The organism is Muricoccus radiodurans (assembly GCF_050154705.1).
GTDB classification, from domain to species: Bacteria; Pseudomonadota; Alphaproteobacteria; order Acetobacterales; family Acetobacteraceae; genus Roseomonas; species Roseomonas radiodurans.
Map to the genome: position 1 here is coordinate 5,691,683 of NZ_CP189561.1, position 18,169 is coordinate 5,709,851.

At 72.6% G+C, this 18,169-nt stretch carries 19 protein-coding genes and 1 pseudogene; 9 read left to right on the plus strand and 11 right to left on the minus strand.

Features of this window, described 5'->3' with window-relative positions; translation table 11 throughout:
* Window positions 1-53 precede the first annotated feature (53 nt).
* Window positions 54-1,865 (plus strand): putative bifunctional diguanylate cyclase/phosphodiesterase, encoded by a 1,812-nt coding sequence (locus tag ACP6CK_RS26540; protein ID WP_426956337.1) that lies wholly within the window; start codon window positions 54-56, stop codon window positions 1,863-1,865.
* 71 nt (window positions 1,866-1,936) lie between these two features.
* On the opposite strand, the gene purQ is transcribed toward ACP6CK_RS26540, so the two are convergent.
* The 4 genes from purQ to purC are packed head-to-tail and all read right to left on the minus strand — an operon-like array spanning window position 1,937 to window position 3,864.
* Complete coding sequence (gene purQ, locus ACP6CK_RS26545; protein ID WP_426956338.1) at window positions 1,937-2,611, minus strand: phosphoribosylformylglycinamidine synthase subunit PurQ; 675 nt, start codon at window positions 2,609-2,611, stop codon at window positions 1,937-1,939.
* A complete protein-coding gene (locus ACP6CK_RS26550; protein ID WP_426956339.1) occupies window positions 2,608-2,835 on the minus strand; it encodes a hypothetical protein in 228 nt (75 codons plus the stop codon). The genes purQ and ACP6CK_RS26550 overlap by 4 nt, the downstream gene beginning before the upstream one ends.
* A gap of 4 nt (window positions 2,836-2,839) precedes the next feature.
* A complete protein-coding gene (gene purS, locus ACP6CK_RS26555; RefSeq protein WP_426956340.1) occupies window positions 2,840-3,103 on the minus strand; it encodes a phosphoribosylformylglycinamidine synthase subunit PurS in 264 nt (87 codons plus the stop codon).
* On the minus strand, window positions 3,100-3,864 hold the full coding sequence (gene purC, locus ACP6CK_RS26560; RefSeq protein WP_426956341.1) for a phosphoribosylaminoimidazolesuccinocarboxamide synthase: 765 nt from the start codon (window positions 3,862-3,864) through the stop codon (window positions 3,100-3,102). Before purC ends, purS begins: the two co-directional genes overlap by 4 nt.
* A 266-nt stretch (window positions 3,865-4,130) precedes the next feature.
* Between purC and ACP6CK_RS26565 the strand changes: the two genes are divergently transcribed.
* Together ACP6CK_RS26565 and ACP6CK_RS26570 are read left to right on the plus strand one after the other, a co-directional pair.
* On the plus strand, window positions 4,131-4,895 hold the full coding sequence (locus ACP6CK_RS26565) for a hypothetical protein (RefSeq protein ID WP_426956342.1): 765 nt from the start codon (window positions 4,131-4,133) through the stop codon (window positions 4,893-4,895).
* A 43-nt stretch (window positions 4,896-4,938) separates the two neighbouring features.
* Entirely contained in the window at window positions 4,939-5,901 is a 963-nt protein-coding gene (locus ACP6CK_RS26570; protein ID WP_426956343.1) for a general stress protein, read from the plus strand.
* A 61-nt stretch (window positions 5,902-5,962) separates the two neighbouring features.
* Here the strand turns inward: ACP6CK_RS26570 and ACP6CK_RS26575 are convergent, their stop codons facing one another.
* The 3 genes from ACP6CK_RS26575 to purB all read right to left on the minus strand — a co-directional run bounded on the left by ACP6CK_RS26575 (window position 5,963) and on the right by purB (window position 8,536).
* On the minus strand, window positions 5,963-6,691 hold the full coding sequence (locus ACP6CK_RS26575) for an NRDE family protein (RefSeq protein ID WP_426956344.1): 729 nt from the start codon (window positions 6,689-6,691) through the stop codon (window positions 5,963-5,965).
* 91 nt (window positions 6,692-6,782) lie between these two features.
* Window positions 6,783-7,088, minus strand: coding sequence for a hypothetical protein (locus tag ACP6CK_RS26580; protein WP_426956345.1), 306 nt, complete (start codon window positions 7,086-7,088; stop codon window positions 6,783-6,785).
* Window positions 7,089-7,189: 101 nt separating this feature from the next.
* The gene (gene purB, locus ACP6CK_RS26585) at window positions 7,190-8,536 is read right to left on the minus strand and encodes an adenylosuccinate lyase (protein WP_426956346.1); all 1,347 of its coding nucleotides are present in this window, start codon (window positions 8,534-8,536) and stop codon (window positions 7,190-7,192) included.
* 288 nt (window positions 8,537-8,824) lie between these two features.
* Between purB and ACP6CK_RS26590 the strand changes: the two are divergent.
* The 3 genes and pseudogenes from ACP6CK_RS26590 to ACP6CK_RS26600 all read left to right on the plus strand — a co-directional run.
* A pseudogene (locus ACP6CK_RS26590) lies at window positions 8,825-9,445 on the plus strand (TerC family protein); the annotation flags it as partial.
* A gap of 481 nt (window positions 9,446-9,926) precedes the next feature.
* Window positions 9,927-10,568 (plus strand): TerC family protein, encoded by a 642-nt coding sequence (locus ACP6CK_RS26595; RefSeq protein WP_426956347.1) that lies wholly within the window; start codon window positions 9,927-9,929, stop codon window positions 10,566-10,568.
* Window positions 10,565-11,140: a hypothetical protein gene (locus ACP6CK_RS26600; protein ID WP_426956348.1), complete on the plus strand. Its 576-nt coding sequence runs from the start codon at window positions 10,565-10,567 to the stop codon at window positions 11,138-11,140. Before ACP6CK_RS26595 ends, ACP6CK_RS26600 begins: the two co-directional genes overlap by 4 nt.
* 70 nt (window positions 11,141-11,210) lie before the next feature.
* Here the strand turns inward: ACP6CK_RS26600 and ACP6CK_RS26605 are convergent, their stop codons facing one another.
* The gene (locus tag ACP6CK_RS26605; RefSeq protein ID WP_426956349.1) at window positions 11,211-11,894 is read right to left on the minus strand and encodes an ATP-binding protein; all 684 of its coding nucleotides are present in this window, start codon (window positions 11,892-11,894) and stop codon (window positions 11,211-11,213) included.
* 120 nt (window positions 11,895-12,014) lie between these two features.
* Here ACP6CK_RS26605 and ACP6CK_RS26610 point away from each other — a divergent pair, with 120 nt between their 5' ends.
* Window positions 12,015-12,875, plus strand: a complete 861-nt coding sequence (locus ACP6CK_RS26610) for a DUF6502 family protein (protein WP_426956350.1) — start codon at window positions 12,015-12,017, stop codon at window positions 12,873-12,875.
* Window positions 12,872-14,089 (plus strand): DUF5666 domain-containing protein, encoded by a 1,218-nt coding sequence (locus ACP6CK_RS26615; protein WP_426956351.1) that lies wholly within the window; start codon window positions 12,872-12,874, stop codon window positions 14,087-14,089. The genes ACP6CK_RS26610 and ACP6CK_RS26615 overlap by 4 nt, the downstream gene beginning before the upstream one ends.
* 156 nt (window positions 14,090-14,245) lie before the next feature.
* On the opposite strand, the gene ACP6CK_RS26620 is transcribed toward ACP6CK_RS26615, so the two are convergent.
* Window positions 14,246-15,199 (minus strand): S1C family serine protease, encoded by a 954-nt coding sequence (locus ACP6CK_RS26620; protein WP_426956352.1) that lies wholly within the window; start codon window positions 15,197-15,199, stop codon window positions 14,246-14,248.
* 220 nt (window positions 15,200-15,419) lie between these two features.
* On the opposite strand from ACP6CK_RS26620, the gene ACP6CK_RS26625 reads away from it, so the two are divergent.
* Entirely contained in the window at window positions 15,420-16,553 is a 1,134-nt protein-coding gene (locus ACP6CK_RS26625; RefSeq protein ID WP_426956353.1) for a hypothetical protein, read from the plus strand.
* A 16-nt stretch (window positions 16,554-16,569) separates the two neighbouring features.
* Here the strand turns inward: ACP6CK_RS26625 and radC are convergent, their stop codons facing one another.
* Both radC and ACP6CK_RS26635 read right to left on the minus strand, forming a co-directional pair.
* Complete coding sequence (gene radC, locus ACP6CK_RS26630; RefSeq protein WP_426956354.1) at window positions 16,570-17,364, minus strand: RadC family protein; 795 nt, start codon at window positions 17,362-17,364, stop codon at window positions 16,570-16,572.
* 65 nt (window positions 17,365-17,429) lie between these two features.
* Window positions 17,430-18,128 carry a DUF3053 family protein gene (locus tag ACP6CK_RS26635; protein WP_426956355.1) on the minus strand — a complete coding sequence of 233 codons (699 nt, stop codon included), beginning with the start codon at window positions 18,126-18,128 and terminating at the stop codon, window positions 17,430-17,432.
* Window positions 18,129-18,169: the final 41 nt, after the last annotated feature.

The following is an 18,169-nucleotide window of genomic DNA, read 5'->3' on the forward strand; positions in this document are numbered from 1 at the left end:
TCAAGTTGCCGTGCCACGTTCTTCGTGACACCCGTCGGAGGATGAAACCGCGCATGCCACCTGCTCAGATTCCCGATAAGGAGACGGAGCGGCTGGCTGAACTCCGCAAGCTGCAGGACATCGACAGCGCCGGGGAGCAACTGCTCGACGCGTTCACGCGGGTCGCCCGCTCCCTGTTCAATACGCCCATGGCGGCGATCTCGCTGATGGATTCCCAGCGCCAGTACTTCAAGTCCATCCTCGGGGCGGAACTGCGGGAGCTTCCGCGCGATCAGTCCTTCTGCGCCTACACGATCCTCGCGCCGGAAAAGGTCCTGATCGTGCCGGATGCCGCGGCCGACCCCCGGTTCGAGGACAACCCGCTCGTGACCGGGGCGCCGGGCATCCGTTTCTATGCCGGGGCGCCCGTCGTATCCGCCAGCGGCCACGCGGTCGGCTCGATCTGCGTCATCGACCACACGCCCCGCGACTTCCCGTCCGAGATGGAGGAGCGCCTCCGCGATCTTGCCCGCGGCGTCTCCGCCGCCTTCGCGCTGCGCCGCGCCACCCGCGACCTGACGGAGATGGCGCTCATGGACCCGCTGACGGGCGTCGCGAATCGCAAGGCGCTGGAGAGCCTCATCACGCCCGACAGCACGAGCATCGGCGTGCTGATGCTCGACCTCGATCGCTTTAAGGCGATCAACGACACCTTCGGCCATGCCGGCGGCGACCAGGCGCTGCTGGAGGTGGCGCGCCGCCTGAAGTCTGTCGCGCGCGCATCCGACACCATCGTGCGGTTCGGCGGGGATGAGTTCGCCGTCATCCTGCGGGACCTGCGCTCGCCCGAGGGCGGGCTGGCGATGGCGAGCCGCATCCACGCCGCCCTGGCGGACACCTTCCTGATCGATGGAACGGTCGTTCCCCTGCGGACCTCGGTCGGCTTCGCCGGTTGCCCCTGGCACACCAGCGATCCCGGCGCCCTGCTCCCGCTCGCGGACGCCGCCTTGTACGAGGCGAAGCGGGCCGGGCGCGGCACGACGCGCGTGGCCGTGAACGGGGTGGCGCGGCCGGGACGCGCGACCCTTGAGACGCGTCTGCGCGAGGCCTTCTCCAGCGGAGCGCCGCTTCCGTTCGAACTCGCGCTGCAGCCGATCCTCCGCCTGCCCGATGGCGAACCGAGCTCGGTGGAGGCGCTTCTGCGCTGGTCGCCGAACACGCCCGACTCACCTTCCCCGGCGGAGATCATCCCGCTGATCGAGGGGCTGGGTCAGGCCGTCCCGCTCGACCGCTGGGTGCTCGGCACGGTCTGCCAACGCCTGGCCGGCCCCAGCCGCCCGCCCTGCCCGGTGGCGGTGAACATCTCCGGCTCGACCTTCGGCACGGCGGACTTCGATGCGTTCGTCGCCTCCGTGCTGGACCAGCACGGATTGTCGCCTGACCAGCTCATCATCGAGATGACGGAAACCTCCCTCTCCCACGACCGCGCCCAGACGATGCAGAACATCGAGGGGCTGAAACGGCGCGGCGTGGCGGTGGTTCTGGACGATTTCGGCGGCGGCCACAGCACCCTGTCCCGGGTGCGGCGCTATCCCTTCAGCAAGATCAAACTCGACCGGCTGCTGGTGGCGGGCTGCAACTCGGACCCTCGCGCCGCGACCCTGCTGGAGGCCGTGTCCACCATGGCGGCCGCCCTCGCCATCCCCGCCGTGGCGGAAGGCGTCGAGACCGAGGAGGACCTGGCCATGGTGGCACGTCTGGGCGTGGCGGAGGTGCAGGGCTACCTGCTCTCCCGCCCGGTGCCCTGGGACGACGCCGCGAAGGCCATGGACGCGGCGCGGGCCACGATCCGCCGGGTGCTGGAGCCGGTCGCGACGGCCGTCTGACGATCGGAACGGTTCCCGTCGCGCCACGCCGTCCGGCGGCGAACGCGGCGGGCGCCCCCGGGCGCCCGGCGTCAGGCGCTGGCGAGGCTTTCCGTGATCGAGGTGAAGAGCGGCAGCCCGTCCTCCCCGCCCATCAGCGGGTCCACCAAATCCTCCGGATGCGGCATGAGGCCGAGGATGCGGAGATTGGGGGAGAGGATGCCCGCGATGTCGCGCGCCGCGCCGTTGCGGTTCCCGTCGGCGTAGCGGAAGGCCACAAGTCCCTCGCCCTCCAGCCGGTCGAGCGTCTCGTCGTCGGCGAAGTAGTTGCCGTCGCCATGCGCCATGGGGGCGCGGAAGGTCTCGCCGCGCTGCCAGTGGGCGGTGAAGGGTGTGCCGGCCCGCTCCACCCGCAGCGTGCAATCCATCGAGAGGAAGCGGAGGTCCTTGTTCCGCAGCAGGGCGCCGGGCAGCAGCCCCGCCTCGCACAGAATCTGGAAGCCGTTGCAGACGCCCAGCACATGGCCACCCTTGTCGGCGAAGTCGCGCACGGCGCCCATGATGGGAGAGTGCGCGGCCATGGCGCCGGTGCGCAGGTAGTCTCCGTGGGAGAATCCGCCGGGTAGGACGACGAGGTCGGTGCCCCGGGGCAGCTCGCTCTCCCGGTGGAAGACCATCGTGGGCTTCTTCCCGGTGGCGCGCTCCAGGGCGATGGCCATGTCGCGCTCCCGGTTCGTGCCGGGGAAGAGAAGGATAGCCGCGTTCATCGGGCGAAGACCTTCAGCCAGTGCAGGCCGCCCAGCAGGGCGATGGTGACGACGGCGGCGATGGCCGCGGCGGTGATCCAGCGGTCGAAGCCCTTCTTGCCGCGGGCGATCAGGCTGGCCCGGCGGACGGCGGCGACCTGGGGCGTGCGCGCCTGGCGCCAACGGAGGCCCATCGAGATGAGCACCGTCAGCACCGTCATGATCAGGAGCGACGCCTTAATCACGGCCTCAGCCGATCTCGACGCGGAAGGATTCGATCACGGTGTTGGCCAGCAGGCGGCGGGCCATGTCCTCGGCCGCAGCCTTGGCGGCCGCCGGGTCCGTCTCGGACAGCTCCAGCTCGATCACCTTGCCCGTGCGGACCTCGCCGACGCCGGCGAAGCCGAGGGACTCCAGCGCGTGGCCGATCGCCTTGCCCTGCGGGTCCAGCACGCCGGCCTTCGGCATGACGAAGACCTTGGCCTTGAGGGGCGCCTTGGTGCCGCCGCTCACTGCATCAGCTCCGGGCCCTTCATGTCGCGGATGCCGGCCTCGGGCAGGATGCCCAGGCGCTTCGCGACCTCCTGATAGCCCTCCTCGACCTTGCCGAGGTCGCGGCGGAAGCGATCCTTGTCCATCTTCTCGCCGGTCTTGGAATCCCAGAGGCGGCAATTGTCCGGGGAGATCTCGTCGGCAAGGACGATCCGCATCTCCTCGTTCTCGTAGAGGCGGCCGAACTCCAGCTTGAAGTCCACCAGCGAGATGCCGACGCCGAGGAAGAGGCCGGTGAGGAAGTCGTTCACCCGCAGCGCGAGCGCCACCATGTCGTCCAGGTCCTGGGTGGAGGCCCAGCCGAAGCAGGTGATGTGCTCCTCCGACACCATCGGGTCGTTCAGGCTGTCGTTCTTGTAATAGTACTCGACGATGGAGCGGGGGAGGCGCGTGCCCTCCTGGATGCCGAGACGCGTGGCGAGGCTGCCGGCCGCGATGTTCCGGATCACCACCTCCAGCGGGATGATCTCCACCTCGCGGATCAGCTGCTCCCGCATGTTCAGGCGGCGGATGAAGTGGGTCGGCACGCCGATCTCGGACAGCCGCATCATCAGGTATTCGGAGATGCGGTTGTTCAACACGCCCTTGCCCGTGATGACGCCCTTCTTGGCACCGTTGCCGGCCGTCGCGTCGTCCTTGAAGTACTGGACCAGGGTGCCGGGCTCCGGCCCCTCGAACAGGACCTTCGCCTTGCCTTCATAGAGCTGCCGCCTGCGGGCCATGGGGGTGTTCCCGAATCGGTTTGGCCGCCCGCAGCCCCGGAATCCGGGCGGGCCGGGGCGGGGCGGCGCACGGCCGGGGATATAGCAGCGCGGGCGCCACAGGGCCAACCGGCCGCCCCTCGGCCCAGCCATGCAAGGGTCGCGCCCGATCTCGTCAAGCCTCACGACTGCGTGATTCTTTGGCTTCAACGAGGGCCGCTCAGCCGCGTTTACCCGGCGCACCATCGGGCAACCGCCCGGGAACCTGTGCTTCAGGGAGAACACGCATGCGCACGCGCCTCGCCGCCGCGGCCCTCGCCGCCGCGATCGTCAGCCCGGCCCTCGCCCAGCAGGGCGCCACGGGCAACACCAGCCCGGGCAGCAACGCACCGGTGAGCATGGCCCCGCAGACGCAGCCCTCTGGCGGATCCGCGGCGCCCGGCACGACCTCTGGCCCTGCTGCCTCCCCGACCGTCGCGGGCGGCACCGTCGGCAATCCGATGACGACCACCACGCCGCCCTCCGCGACCACGGGCGCGGGCAGCCGCCCCTCCAACGCCGCTGCGGGCGCCGCGGCCGGCCCGGATGCGGGCAGCGGCGGCCGGCCGGCCGCGTCCGCCCAGGTGCCCGGCTCCATGACGCCGAACTCGCCCGCGGGCGGCACCGGCAATGCCGGGATGCGGACCGATGACCGCACCCCTGCCGGCGCGACGGGGGCGACCGCGACGGGGTCCAACCCCGGCTCCGCCCCGGAGACGACCGCGACCCCGGCCTCGGGCGCGAACTCCTTCACCGAGGGCCAGGCCCGCAGCCGCATCGAGGCGGCCGGCTACTCCAACGTCGGCGAGCTCCGCCGCGACGACCAGGGCGTGTGGCGCGGCCGCGCGATGCACAACGGCCAGCAGACCGATGTCGGCCTGGACTTCCAGGGCCGCGTCGTGACCGGCGCCGCCCCCGCGACGGCTCCGACCGCCGCCTCGGCCCCCGCCACCCGCGCGACGCCGGCGACGCCCGCGACGCCGGCCGCCCCGGCCACCACGCCGGCGCGCTGAACCCGTACTGACCGATCGACCAGAGAAAAGAAGGAGAGCCCCCATGGCGACACGCACCATCGCTCGCATGTACGACAACTACTCCGACGCCCGCGCCGCGGTGTCGGCGCTGGAGGCCGCCGGCTTCCCGCATGACGACATCTCCATCGTCGCGAACGACACGACCACGGCGACGGCTGCCGAGAACGGCATCGACACGGACGCCACCGAGACCGGCGCCGGCACGGGCGCCACGATCGGCACCGTGCTCGGCGGCGGCGCGGGCCTGCTGGCCGGCATCGGCGCCCTCGCGATCCCGGGCTTCGGTCCGATCGTCGCGGCCGGCTGGCTCGTGGCGGCGCTGACCGGCGCCGGCGCCGGCGCGGCGGCGGGCGGGCTGATCGGTAGCCTGACCGGCGCGGGCGTGGAGGAGGCGGACGCCCATGTCTACTCCGAGGGCGTGCGCCGTGGTGGCAGCCTCGTGACCGTGCGTGCCGACGAGAGCCGCATCCAGATGGTCGAGACCATCCTGGCCCGGCACAACCCGGTGGATGTCTCCACCCGCGCCGCGACCTACCGCTCCGAGGGCTGGAGCTCCGACGGGCCGGACGGCACGCCGGGCAACCCGCGCGGCACGGTGGTCAGCCGCACGGTGGACGACGTGGCCGGGACGAACGTCTCCGGCGCGCGGCCGGAGAACCGGGACGGGTCCTACAACAACCCCCCCGGCACGATGCTGAGCCGCGGCGTGGACGAGGTGGCGGGGACGAACATCTCCGGCGCCCACCCGGAGAACGATGTAGCGCGGGCACGCGACACCTCGGTCTACCCGAAGTCCTCCAACCCGCCGGGTACCGAGGCCAGCCGCGCCTTTGACAAGGCCGCGGGGACGAACACCTCCGGTGCCTATCCGTCCCAGTCTGACGGGACGCCCGCGAACCCGCCGGGCACCATGGCGTCCCGCGCCGTGGACAAGACGCTGGACACGAACATCTCCGGGGCGAACCCGCGCGGGCGCAACGCCTGATCGGGCCGTATCGGTAAGACTTGGGGCGGGGCGGTCCGAAAGGGCCGCCCCGCTTCGCGTTTCAGGCCCGGTGGGGCAGAGGGAGGTCGCGAAAGGGCGTGAGCCCCGGCGGGCCCGCCGCGAAGCGCCAAACCGCCCGGCCATCGGCCGCCAGCCCGAGGAGGGACGCGCAGACGGTGCCGAAGCCGTCACGCGGGGGAACGCGCAGGGCGGCGAGGCGGTCGCCCCCGTCGTCGGCCAGCAGGGTTTCCCAGGCGGACCATTCGTCGCGGTCGGGATCGGGCGGGGGCGCGCCCCGGAAGCGGGGGAGATGGCGCCGCGTGCGCGGGGAGGCCGGGTCATTCGGGTCCATGGCCGTGACCATCGAGACGCCATCGGGCAGCGGCACGGCCTCCGGATGGCCGGATCCGAGGCCGCGGACGAAATGCGCGCTGCGAGAATCGGCGACGACCGCGTTGAAGGGGCGCCAATCCCCGGCGTCCAAGCCCGTCAGGCGGAGCACGGCAGCCTCGGCAGTGTGAGCCTCCAGGGCCAGGAGCGGGAGCTCGCCCCGGGACCGCTTTCCAGCGGCGGGGCCGAGGGTGCCGGGCCGGTTCAGGACGGCGGCGACAATCCCCAGGGCGTTGAGACCCATCCAGGTGCCGCCGGCCATGCGGTCACGGCCGGCCAGGACGCCGGGCGCGATCTCCGCCGGGGGATCCCAGGGACGATCGATCCGCTCGTCTCGATTGGCGGCAAGAAGCAGCGGCCAGGAGTGACCAGGACGCCGCAGCACGATGACGGTGCACACGCCGCGTCTCTAGGCCCGATGGGCCGTCCCGGAAACCTCTGCCCGTCGGGGTGGTGGCCCGCACCCCCTCGCGGAAGCGCGGGCGGACCGCTCAGTACCGGTAGTAGAGGCCCACGCCCGGCGGCGGGTAGCGCGGCGGCGGCGGGGGCGGCGGATAATAAGCCGGCGGCGGCGGCCGGTAGTAGCCGTAACCGTAGGGCGGGGGCGGCCGGTTCGGGCGGCAACCGCCCCAGCGGTAGGAGAAGTGGTAGCCGGGCGGGCAGTAGTACTGCACCGCCTCGGCCATCGGGGCACGCGGGGCGAGAGCCCCGACGGGCGCCGCCATGGCCGGCGCGGCGGCCAGCGCGCCGGCGCCGGCCAGGGCCGCGAGGCCGATGCGGAGGGAAGCACGAGGCATGATCATCGCTCCTGCCTGGGATGGAGGGTCTTATAGCCCTTTCATCACGGCAAAACGGCGGCGACCGTGTCTCGTCTGTGCCGTGATCGTGCCCCTCGAAGTCACGCCTCCGCGAACACCCGGTCGAGGGTGGCGCGGGCGTGAACGAAATCCCGCGCGGGATCCATCGCGCGGTCCAGCGCCCCGGCGTTCAGCCGGGCGGTGACGCCGGCATCGGCCAGGAGGTTGTCGCGGAAGGAGCGGCCGGCGGACGTGCCCAGGGCCTCCCAGGTCGCCATCGCCGCGCGCTGCACCGCGGCGTAGGATTCCTCGCGGCTCATGCCGGCCTGGGTCAGCGCCAGCAGCACCTTTTGCGAGTGCACGACACCGCCGAGGCTCTCGAGGTTCGCGCGCATTCGCTCGGGGTAGATCACCAGCTTCTCCATCATTCCGGCGAGCCGCATGAGGGCGAAGTCGAGGGCGATGGTGGCATCCGGACCGATCACCCGCTCCACGGAGGAATGGCTGATGTCGCGCTCGTGCCAGAGCGCGACGTTCTCCAGCGCCGGCGTCGCGTAGCCGCGCACGAGGCGCGCGAGGCCCGTCAGGTTCTCGCTCAGCACCGGGTTGCGCTTGTGGGGCATGGCGCTGCTGCCCTTCTGGCCCGGGTGGAAGAACTCCTCGGCCTCCCGCACCTCGCTCCGCTGCAGGTGGCGGACCTCCGTCGCCAGCCGCTCGATGGCGCTGGCGGTCACGGCCAGGGCGCAGAAATACGCGGCGTGGCGGTCGCGCGGGATGACCTGGGTCGAGACCGGTTCCGGCCGCAGGCCGAGCCGCGCGGCGACATGCGCCTCGACCCGCGGGTCCACCGAGGCGAAGGTGCCGACGGGGCCGGAGATGGCGCAGGTCGCGACCTCTTCCCGCGCCGTGACCAGCCGCGCCCGGCAGCGGGCGAACTCGGCCCAGTGGCCGGCCAGCTTCAGGCCGAAGGTGGTGGGCTCCGCATGGATGCCGTGGGAGCGGCCGATGGTCGGCGTCAGCGCGTGCTCCTCCGCCCGGCGGCGCAGGGCTGCGAGAACGGCGTCCACATCCTTGATCAGCAGGTCGGCGGCGCGGGTGAGCTGGACCGCCAGGGTCGTGTCCAGCACGTCCGAGGAGGTCATGCCCTGGTGCATGAAGCGGGCGTGCTCGCCCATGCCGTCGGGTCCCTCGCCCAGCCAGGTGAGGAAGGCGATGATGTCGTGCCGGGTAACCCGCTCGATCTCGTCGATCCGCTCGATGTCCGCCGGGGAGATGGCGGCCACCTTGGCATCGCCGCCCCGGCGGATGGCCGCGGCGGATTCGGCGGGGATGGTGCCCAGTTCCGCCATCGCCTCGGCCGCCAGGGCCTCGATCTCGAAGAGGATGCGGAAGCGGGCCTCGGGCGACCAGATCGCGGCCATCTCGGGGCGGGAGTAGCGGGGAACCATCGGCGGCGTCCTGCGGGGGCGGGGCGGCGGTATCCGGGTGCCGGGGGCGCCGTCAACCGGGCAGGAGTGGCCGCGCGATCCGGACCGGGTCCGGAACCTTCGTCGCGGGAGAGTGAGGATAGTTGCCGCCAGATGAGCGATTGTTTATCCGGCGTGGCGCCGCGATGTGTCGTGGCAGGCCGCGAGGGTGCGGCCGACGCCCCGGCCGGCCGGCCCGGGCGCAACGGATAGACCGGTTCCCCGGCCCCAGGCGGGCGGGGAACGGGTGACAGGAAGGATGGATCGCCGATGGGTGTGGAATGGTTCGTCGCCCTCGGTCAGGTTCTCCTGATCGACCTCGTCCTCGCGGGGGACAACGCGATCGTCGTCGGCATGGCCGCGGCGGGACTGCCATCGGACCAGCGGCGCAAGGCGATCCTGTGGGGCATCGGCGCCGCGACGGTGATGCGGATCGGCTTCGCGGCCATCACCACCCAGCTCCTGGCGATCGTCGGGCTGACGCTCTTCGGCGGGCTGCTGCTGCTCTGGGTCTGCTGGAAGATGTACCGGGAACTGCGCCACTCCCACGCGCAGACCGAGGGGGCGCACGTCGTCTCCGGCGTGGAGGGGGAGGGGTCCCCCACGGGCAAGAGGAAGACGCTGGGACAGGCGATCATTCAGATCCTCGTCGCCGACGTCTCCATGTCGCTCGACAACGTGCTGGCCGTGGCCGGCGCGGCCAAGGAGCACCTGGACGTGCTCGTCATCGGCCTCGCCATCTCGGTGGTGCTGATGGGCGTGGCCGCGAGCTTCATCGCGCGGCTGCTGGAGCGGCACCGCTGGATCGCCTGGGTCGGCCTGCTGGTGATCCTCTACGTCGCGGTGGACATGGTACTCGGCGGCACGCAGGAGGTGACGCAGCGCGTGCCGGACGCCTATGCCTACCTGCTCCTGCCGATGGGCTACATGGCCTTGCCCGGCACCTTCCCGGCCTGGCTCTGGGTGGCGGCCACCTTCGCGCAGGTGGTGGTCTATGGCGGGCTCCTCGCGGTCATCAACGACCTCGTCCGCGGCGCCATGGGGCGTGCCACCCCCGTCGTCGCGGTGGAGGCGACGCACTCCATGGCGGAAAAATGAACCGCCCTCCATCTGGGCGGCATGGGGCGGCGGGGCAGGGTCCCCGCCGCTTCCTGTCTGTGACACGCTGAATTAGGGTCCGGCGGCTTTCGGCGCGCAGGCGCGCCGCGGCCCCGGCAATCACGGGCCTGGGGACGCCCCGGGCCCCCGCCGGCCACCGCGGTCGGCTCCTTCTCGCAGGACGGCGCCCCGATGCGGGGCAAACCATCGAAGACGCCCCGGCCCGCGACGGTGTCGCGGCCGGGCGCGCAGGCACGCCTGGAGACGTTCGTTCATGGAAGCGCTGACCAGCTCGATCCCGCAGCTGCTCGAGATCATGTGGCTCAACATCATCCTCTCGGGTGACAACGCGGTCGTCATCGGGCTCGCCGCCGCCGGCCTGCCGGAGAGCCAGCGCAACAAGGCGGTGCTGTTCGGCATCGCCGCCGCGGCGGTGCTGCGGATCATCTTCTCCCTCATCGCGCAGCAGCTCCTGTCGCTCTGGTGGATCGACATCGTGGGCGGCCTGGCGCTGCTCTACATCGCCGTGAACTTCCTCATGGAGCTCCGCAAAGCCCAGCACGAGGAGGCCGAGGAGGGCGCGTCCCACCACGACAAGACGCTGATGGCCGCGCTGTGGCAGATCATCATCGCCGACGTGTCCATGAGCCTGGACAACGTGCTGGCGGTGGCGGCCGTGGCCCGCAGCAACGTCACCCTGCTGATCGTCGGCCTGGCGATCTCGATCGTCATGATGGGCCTTCTGGGCGGCCTGCTGGCCCGGCTGCTGGACCGCTACAAGTGGATCGCCTATCTCGGCGTCGCTCTGATCGCCTATATCGGCGTGGAGCTGCTGTGGGAGGGTGTGATCATGGCCAACGCGGCCCTGAACCTCGGGCTGCCGGTGCCGGCGCCCCACACGCCGGCGGTGCATTGAGCGGGGCGGCCCTCCGCCGGCTGGCGCTGGCCGGGTCGCTGGCCGGCGCCCTGGCCGGCTGCGCCAGCACCGAGGCTCCGACGGCGAGCCGGCCGACGTTGGACGCGGCCCTGGCCCGGCTCCCGGCCGAGGCCGCGGGCTTCCAGCGCGGCGAGACGAGCGACGTGTCCCCGGGCGATGCCGGCGCCGGCAAGGTGGTGGAATATGCGACCGCCCGCCGCATCGCGGTCGCGCATGTCTTCGTCTATGACCTCAACCGGCCGAGCGTGACCGAGGCCGACCTGCCGCCGGAGGTCGAACGCGCCGTGGCGGAGGGAACCACCCTGCCGCAGGATCGCACGGGCCGGCGCCTGGCCGAGCGGTCCCGGACCCCGGTGTCCGCGCGGGGCGGGCCGCTAACCTGCTCCACCCTCGGCGGCACCTTCGGGCGCAACCCGGTGGAGCGGCATGTCTGCGTCGGCGTCGCCGGCGGACGCTTCCTGCGGGTGCAGGTGACCATGCCCTCGCGCAGCCCGCCGGTGGCCGACGCCGAGGCATTCGCCACCGCTGTGGCGACCGCCGTCCGCGGGTAGCCCCGCCGGGGAGGGCCGGGCCCTTCCCGCAATGTCTCGCCGGGACGGCCACGGGCCGCCCGACCCCGGCCTAAGAGGCCGCGTGGGGCAGTTCCACCTCCGCGAGCGTCCCGTCGGTGATGCGGCCCAGCCGGGCCGTTCCGCCGTGCTGCGCCGCCAGGGACCGGAGCAGGTCCAGGCCCTGACCCTCGTCCCGCGTGCCGGCGAAGCCCCAGCCGTCATCCTCCACCGACAGCCGGCTCCGCGCGCCGTCCATGTCGAGGCGTACGACGATGCGGCCGAGCAGGCGCATGTGCAGCCCGTGCTTCACGGCGTTGCCGACCATCTCATGTGCTGCGCGCAGGAGCGTTTCTTGCAGCGACGGAGGGCACTCGCCCGCCACCGTCACCTCCAGCCGGATGATCTGGTCCGGATCGCCCAGCAGCTCCACCGTCGCCTCGCAGAGGGAGCGGAGGCGGTCTTCCAGACCCCGCGGCGCGCGCGTCAGGCCGAAGAGGGCGTCCGACACCGCGGCGCTGAGCCGGATGCGGCGCTCCACCTCCGCGATCATGCGGCGCCCCGCCGGCGTCGCCTCTGCCCCGCGGGCCTGCGCGACCTCCGCCAGGATGCGCTGCAGGGCATTCTTCGTGTGGTGGCGCAGCAGGCGGAGCGGCAGGTCGTCCTCCGCTGCCGGGCGGGATGCCGCGGGGAAGGAGATGATCCGCGCCGCGGATGCGCGGGGCAGGAGGACAGCGCTGGAAGCGGTCTGCGGCATGGCGGGGCCCTTTCCCGTGATCGACATGATTGGCGTATAAGTGGGAAAATTTCCCACGTAAAGACCGTAGGGAGCTTAGTGGGTATTTTTCCCACGGGTAGCGGTGGTAAGAAGATCTCGATGTCCCCGCCCGATTCCACCGCCGCTCCGCCGCCGGACGCACTGGTGCGCCCGCTGCGCCGTCTGCTCCGGCCGCTCGTGCGCCTGCTGGTACGGGCGGGCGTGACCTTTCCCGTGCTGTCGGATCTTCTCCGGGGCCTGTACGTCGAGGTCGCGGTGGCCGAACTGCCGGCCGACGCCCGGGCGCGGAGCGACAGCCGGCTGACGCTCATGACCGGCGTCCATCGAAAGGAGATCCGCCGTCTGCGCGAGGAGGGATGGCCGGAGGCGGAGGTGGCGCCGGTCGTCGTCACGCTCAGCAGCCAAGTGATGGCGCGCTGGCTCGGGCTGGCCGAATACCTGGACGAGGCGGGCGCGCCCCGCCCGCTGCCCCGCCTGACGCCCCCGGAAGGCGGTCCCTCCTTCGAGGCCCTCGTCTCGGCCGTCACCACCGACCTGCGGCCGCGGACGGTGCTGGATTCCTGGATCGCGGCCGGGCTGGCGACGTTGGACGCGGAGGACCGCGTCCACCTGGAGGCCCGAGCCTTCGTGCCACGGGAGGGGATGGAGGGACGGCTCTTCTACTTCGCACGGAACCTGCACGACCACGTCGCGGCCGCGGCGGCGAACGTGCTGGCCACCGGCCCCGCGCCCTTCCTGGAGCGCAGCCTACACTATGACCGCCTGACGCCCGCCGCCGCGGCGGCGCTGGAGTCGGCGGGGAGAGAGGCGGGGCAGGCGATGCTGGTGGACCTCAACCGGCTCGCCCTCTCCCTGGTCGCGGAGGGGGAGGCGGCGCCGGGCGCGCCCACGCGGCGCGTCAACCTCGGTGTCTACCTTTACGCCGAGGACGAGCCCCCGGCCGCGGAACCCACCTCGTGAGGCGGCTTCTTTCCCCGCTTCTGGCGGCCCTGCTGGCCGGCTGCGCCGCGTCGGTCCCGCGCCCGCCGGACACCGCGGTGCCCGCGGGCCTCTGCCGGATCGGGCCGGATGACGGACCGCCGGTGCCGGTCATGGCCGCATCGGCGGATCGCGGCATCGGCGGCACGGGGCAGATCGCCGAGGCGGAGGGCGACCGCGGCATCGGCGGCACCGGCATCGTCGGCGTCGTCACGGGCTTCGCGAGCATCTGCGTGAACGGACTGCACGTGGCCTATGACCCCGACCTGCCGGTGGTCTTCGCCGACCGCGCGGCGGGGCCGGAGGCGCTGCGCGCGGGGCAGGTGGTGGTGCTGGAGGCCTCGGGGGCCGAGGGCGCGCTGCGCGCCCGGCGCGTCGCCGTGCGGCACGAGGTGTCCGGCGTCGTCGAGGCGGTGGACGAGGGAGCGCTCGTCGTCGCCGGGCAGCGCGTGGTGCTCGGGACCGGCGTGCGCGGCCGGACCGACCCGCGCGTCGGCGAGGCGGTGGAGGTGAGCGGCTTGCGCGCGCCGGATGGCAGCGTGATCGCGACGCGGATCGACGGGCGTCCCGCGGCGGGCGTGACCACGGTCTACGGCACGCTGACGCGGCGGGACGGTGCGCCGCGGATCGGCCGGCTGACGGTGCGCACCGCACCCGGCGTGCCGTTGCCGCCGGACGGGGCCGTGGTGGCCACCGGCCGTGTGGCGGACGGCGTGCTGGTCGTCACCTCCGTGATGCCGGACCCGCTCTCGCGGGACCCGACGGCGCTGTTCGGGCCCGGCGTGGGTCGTATCCTCGTCGAGGGCTTCGCCGGCGTCGGCGGCGGGCTGCTGACGCTCGGCTCCGGCCTCACCGTGCCGGCGCCGGCCGGCGTCGCGGACCCGGTGCGGCGCGGCGTGGTGGAGTTCCGGCGGGACGCGGCGCGCGGGCTGGTGCCGTCCGGTCTGCGAGACGCTGCCGGAATCCCGCGCGCAGGGTTCGCCGAGGGACCAGGGGCGGCGGGACCGGCGGGCGCGGCCGGGCGGGGCGGGGCCCCGGCGCCGATGCCGGACCGTCGCCTGGACCCGCAATCTGCCCGGGGCGAGCGGGGCGAACGCGGCGGCGCGGCCGGGCGTCCCGGCCCGGGGCGGTCGGAGGGGCGTGGCCCTGGTGGGCGTCCGGACATGCCGTCCGGCCCGCCCGGACCGCCGCGTTAGGTCGCGCGCCGCCTCGGCGTCAGTCCCTGCCTGGCTCACGCCGTCAGCCCGCCTCGCGGACGCGTTTCGCCGTCCGCGGCAGCCTGACGAAAGAAGATGAGAGGGGCCCCGGGGGAGAGAATTTCTTCTCTCCCCCGGGGCCACCCGCGTGACCGGTCAGCCGAAGCAGCGCAGGAAGAGCACCGACGGGTGGACGGTCTCGCCGACCTCGGCGGGCGTGCGCGTGGCCGTGCTCTCCGCCACGCGCGGCTGCACGCCGTTGCGGCGGAGGAAGTCGAGCGCCTCGCTGCCCTTCACCGCGAAGTTCACGTTCTGCGGGATGTCGCCGGTGCGCTGCGCCACGCGCTGCGCGTTCAGCTTCGAGGTGATGATGCCGACGACATGCCCGGAGCCGTCGAGCAGCGGCCCGCCGGAATTGCCGGGCTGCACGGGTGCGGAGATCTGGAACTGCTGCGCGTTGTCCGCGAGGCCGGCGAGGGCGGAGATGTCTCCCGTCGTCAACGTCGGGCCGGAGGAGAGCAGGCCGGAGAGCGGGAAGCCGTAGGTCACGATCGCCTCTCCCCGCCGCACCTCGGGCGTGGAGCGGAAGGTCACCGGCGGCCCGCCGCGATCCCGCAGGTCGAGCAGGGCGAGGTCGCGCTGCTGGTCCCGCGCGCGGACGGTGGCGACGATCTCCCGCCCCTCCGAGTTGCGGGCGCGGATGGAGCGGCATTCGCGGATGACGTGGTCGTTCGTCATCACCTGTCGCTCCGTCACCATGAAGCCGGTGCCGGAGGAGACCTCTCGGCCACCGCCACCGCCGCCACCACCGCCGGGCTGCGGTCCCTCGTTCGGACCCAGCGGCGGTGGCTTGCCAGCGCTCGCCTGCTGCGGCGGGCGGGGCTGGCCGGGGCCGGGGCCTGGACGGACCTGCTGGGGTGGCGCCTCGACGCCGAGCGGCGGCGGCTTGCCGGCGAGGCCGGGCGCCGCCGGAGCCGGGCCGGACGGTCCCAGCACCCCGGGCTTGCCGGGCACGAGCTGGGCCAGGGCTGGCGAGCCGCCCGGCGGCATCATCAGCAGGACCGGCAGTGCCAGGGCCGGAACGACCAGCAGCTTTGAGGAGGTGCGCATGGCCTCAGCGTGGTGATCCGCCGAAGGCCGGTCAATCGCTGTTTGCGCTTCCCAGGGCGCATCGAGACAGACGCGACAGGGGCGGAGACGCACGCGACCGGTTGCGCTCGCACAACGTGTTACCCCGCACCCTGCAACGGCGGGACGGCGTGTTTGCCGGCCGTCCGGACCCGGGCCCGGCCCGCACCGGCCAAGGTTCAACCCACAGGAGAGATGCGCGATGGCCGCACCCCGCGAGATGGCGGTGAAGCTCTGCACCACGATGCTGCCGGAGACGAAGGACCAGGCGGCCTTCGCGCACTGGGGCCAGGTCGGCTTCGACCATATCGCCAAGGATTACGGCGGCACGAAAGGCTCCGGCACGACCTGCGGCTTTCTCCCGCCCTGGCTGCTCTGGCGCCTGGGCTGCCGGGACGCCTCCATCGTGTGCCGGTCGGCGCCGGACGAGGGGCTCGCCTATCGCACGGGCCGGCAGATCAGCGACATCTGGGCGCGGGAAGGCGGCGGTTACCGGCCGTCCTGGGTGGCGATCGACACGGAGCAGAAGGCGCGCGACCTGGCCCGCGGCATCGGGCCGAAGCCCGGCGACTTCGTCATCATCCGCGGGATGAACTGGAAGGATGCGAAGGGCAACCGCACGCGCGACAGCTCGCACATCTTCGTCTTCCTGAGCGTCGAGAAGGCAGACGGGAAGAAGGTGTCCTGGAAGGTCGCTCAGACCGGGCTGACGAACAATGCGGGGCAGCAGGGCGGACAGATCACCGTGCTGAACGGCGAACTGGTCGAGCGCGACGTCGCGGAAGGCGGCGACGAGAACACGAAGAAGAAGGGCCCGCACCTCATCTTCATCTCGAACATCCTCGGCGAGGAACCCTTCGAACGGCGGGTGATCGGCTATTGCGACCTGGACCGGATCGCCTTCGGCTCCGCGCCGGACGTCACCTTCACGAATCTCTTCGAGGCGAACCGGACCACCTCCGCCGAGAACCATCCGGGCAAGATCATGGAGTGGCTGGGTTGGTGGAAGATGGACGAGCCGAGTGGCATGGTCCCGCTCGCGCCGACCTACCTCCTGCTCGATCGCGGGCACGAGGCGTACCGGGTGGACCGGCGCACCATCGGCCCCTATGCGTGCTCGGGCGGCGGCATCTGGACACGGGATGGAGCGAAGCTGACCGTCGCCTGGGATGACGGGACGCCGACCGGGAGCTGGACGGTCGCGCGCCGCTTCGTGCCGCGGATGGAGACGAAGGGCACGCCGGTCTCCGCGAACACGGGCGCCCTGACGCTGCTGGAGAAGACGCCGGCGGAGTTGCCGGTGAAGTGGCGGAGCTGGAGGAAGCTGGCGGGCTGACCGCCGCGCGCTGGTCCTAGAGCAGTCCCTCCCGCCGGAAGGAGAGGTGGCGGCCGTTGCCGATGATCAGGTGGTCATGCACCACGATGCCGAGCGTGGCGGCGGCGGCCTTGACCTCCGCCGTCATCTCGCGATCGGCCCGCGACGGGGTCGGGTCGCCGGAAGGGTGGTTGTGCACGAGGATGAGCGCGGTCGCGCCGAGCTCCAGCGCGCGCTTCACCACCTCCCGCGGATAGACGGGGGTGTGGTTCACCGTCCCGCGCGCCTGCGCCTCGTCGGCGAGCAGGCGATTCCGGCTGTCGAGGAAGAGGATGCGGAACTGCTCCACCGACTCCCGCGCGAGGGCGGCGGAAAGGTAATCAATCAGGCGCTCCCAGTTGTTCAGCACCGGGGCCTCGCGCACCTCCTCCGCCATCAGCTTCAGCGCCGTGGCGCGGGCCAGGCGGAGTGCGGCGATGACGGCGTCGCCCGCGCCCTCCACCCCGCGCAACTCGGGCTCCGGCGCGGAGACGGTGCGGCCGAAGGAGCCGAAGCGCGCCATCAGGCGCTTGGCCAGCGGCTTCGTGTCCACCCGCGGCAGGGCGAGGAACAGCAGCATCTCCAGCAGCTCGTAATCCGCCAGCGCCTCCGGCCCCGCGCGGAGGAGCTTGTCACGCAGGCGCTTGCGATGTCCCTCGGGGCCGGCTTCCGGCTCCGTGTCGGACGTCTGGTCCTTGCGCCGCGGCGGGGGCGGGCGCGAAGGCCGCGGCGCGATTCCGGGCGGAAGGTCGAAGGCCAGGTTCGCCTCCGACAGGCCGGTCAATTTCCCCACACCTGGCTCCCGTCATGGGACGGCGTATTGCAGCACGGAACAAACGGACACGCCAGGGTTGAGCGTCAGCGGCCCGCGATCATGTCCTGCAGGCGCCGCTGCGCCTCCTGCAGCGCTTGGCCGCGGGCGCGCACCTCCCGGAGCTGGGCGTCCAACTGCGTCCGCAGCCCGGCTTCCCGCGTCTCGATCGTGGAGCCGCTGATCTGCACGCGGACGAGATTCGCGGCGATCGTGTCGCCCAGCCGCTCCGTGGACGCGAGCGCGTCCTCCATCAGGGGGAAGACGGCGCCGAAAGCGCGGGCAGGGGCGCGCACGAGCTTGTCGTAGGCGGCCTCATAGACCGGCGCGAGGTCGCCGGGCTGCTGGAGGGCCGCGCGGGCGGCCTCGGCGCGCTGGAACTCGGCGGCCAGCGCCGCGCGCATGCGCCCGACCGCCTCGCGGCCCGTGGCGAGCGCGTCGCGGTGCTGCACGAGGTCTTGGAGCGAGCGGAAGGAGGCGAGGCCCGCCATGGCGCTGTAGGGCCGCGCCACCTGGGCGTTCATCGCCTCGTGGAAGCCGGCGATGACGTCCCAGTGCGCGGCATAGGGGCCGAAGGCCCGACGGTCCTCGGCGCTCGGGACGGGCACCCGCAGGCCCGGCCGGTCCGCGACGCGGGTGCGCAGGAAGTCTATGAAGGCGCGGCGCTGATCCGCCTCCGATCCGCAGCCGGCGAGGGCGAGCGGGACAAGGCCGAGGAGGGCGCGGCGGGTGGTGTTGTCGGCCATCCGGCCCTCCATGCTCGGTCGGCCCGGGTGTCGCACGGGGG

What these genes read in the sequence shown, in the direction of transcription:
- ACP6CK_RS26625 (WP_426956353.1), top strand. Translation starts at nt 15,420, where the DNA reads ATGGCCGCACCCCGCGAGATGGCGGTGAAGCTCTGCACCACGATGCTG.
- ACP6CK_RS26580 (WP_426956345.1), bottom strand. Translation starts at nt 7,088, where the DNA reads ATGCCTCGTGCTTCCCTCCGCATCGGCCTCGCGGCCCTGGCCGGCGCC.
- ACP6CK_RS26605 (WP_426956349.1), bottom strand. Translation starts at nt 11,894, where the DNA reads ATGCCGCAGACCGCTTCCAGCGCTGTCCTCCTGCCCCGCGCATCCGCG.
- ACP6CK_RS26620 (WP_426956352.1), bottom strand. Translation starts at nt 15,199, where the DNA reads ATGCGCACCTCCTCAAAGCTGCTGGTCGTTCCGGCCCTGGCACTGCCG.
- ACP6CK_RS26540 (WP_426956337.1), top strand. Translation starts at nt 54, where the DNA reads ATGCCACCTGCTCAGATTCCCGATAAGGAGACGGAGCGGCTGGCTGAA.
- ACP6CK_RS26565 (WP_426956342.1), top strand. Translation starts at nt 4,131, where the DNA reads ATGCGCACGCGCCTCGCCGCCGCGGCCCTCGCCGCCGCGATCGTCAGC.
- purB (WP_426956346.1), bottom strand. Translation starts at nt 8,536, where the DNA reads ATGGTTCCCCGCTACTCCCGCCCCGAGATGGCCGCGATCTGGTCGCCC.
- purC (WP_426956341.1), bottom strand. Translation starts at nt 3,864, where the DNA reads ATGGCCCGCAGGCGGCAGCTCTATGAAGGCAAGGCGAAGGTCCTGTTC.
- ACP6CK_RS26595 (WP_426956347.1), top strand. Translation starts at nt 9,927, where the DNA reads ATGGAAGCGCTGACCAGCTCGATCCCGCAGCTGCTCGAGATCATGTGG.
- ACP6CK_RS26570 (WP_426956343.1), top strand. Translation starts at nt 4,939, where the DNA reads ATGGCGACACGCACCATCGCTCGCATGTACGACAACTACTCCGACGCC.
- purQ (WP_426956338.1), bottom strand. Translation starts at nt 2,611, where the DNA reads ATGAACGCGGCTATCCTTCTCTTCCCCGGCACGAACCGGGAGCGCGAC.
- ACP6CK_RS26610 (WP_426956350.1), top strand. Translation starts at nt 12,015, where the DNA reads ATGTCCCCGCCCGATTCCACCGCCGCTCCGCCGCCGGACGCACTGGTG.
- ACP6CK_RS26635 (WP_426956355.1), bottom strand. Translation starts at nt 18,128, where the DNA reads ATGGCCGACAACACCACCCGCCGCGCCCTCCTCGGCCTTGTCCCGCTC.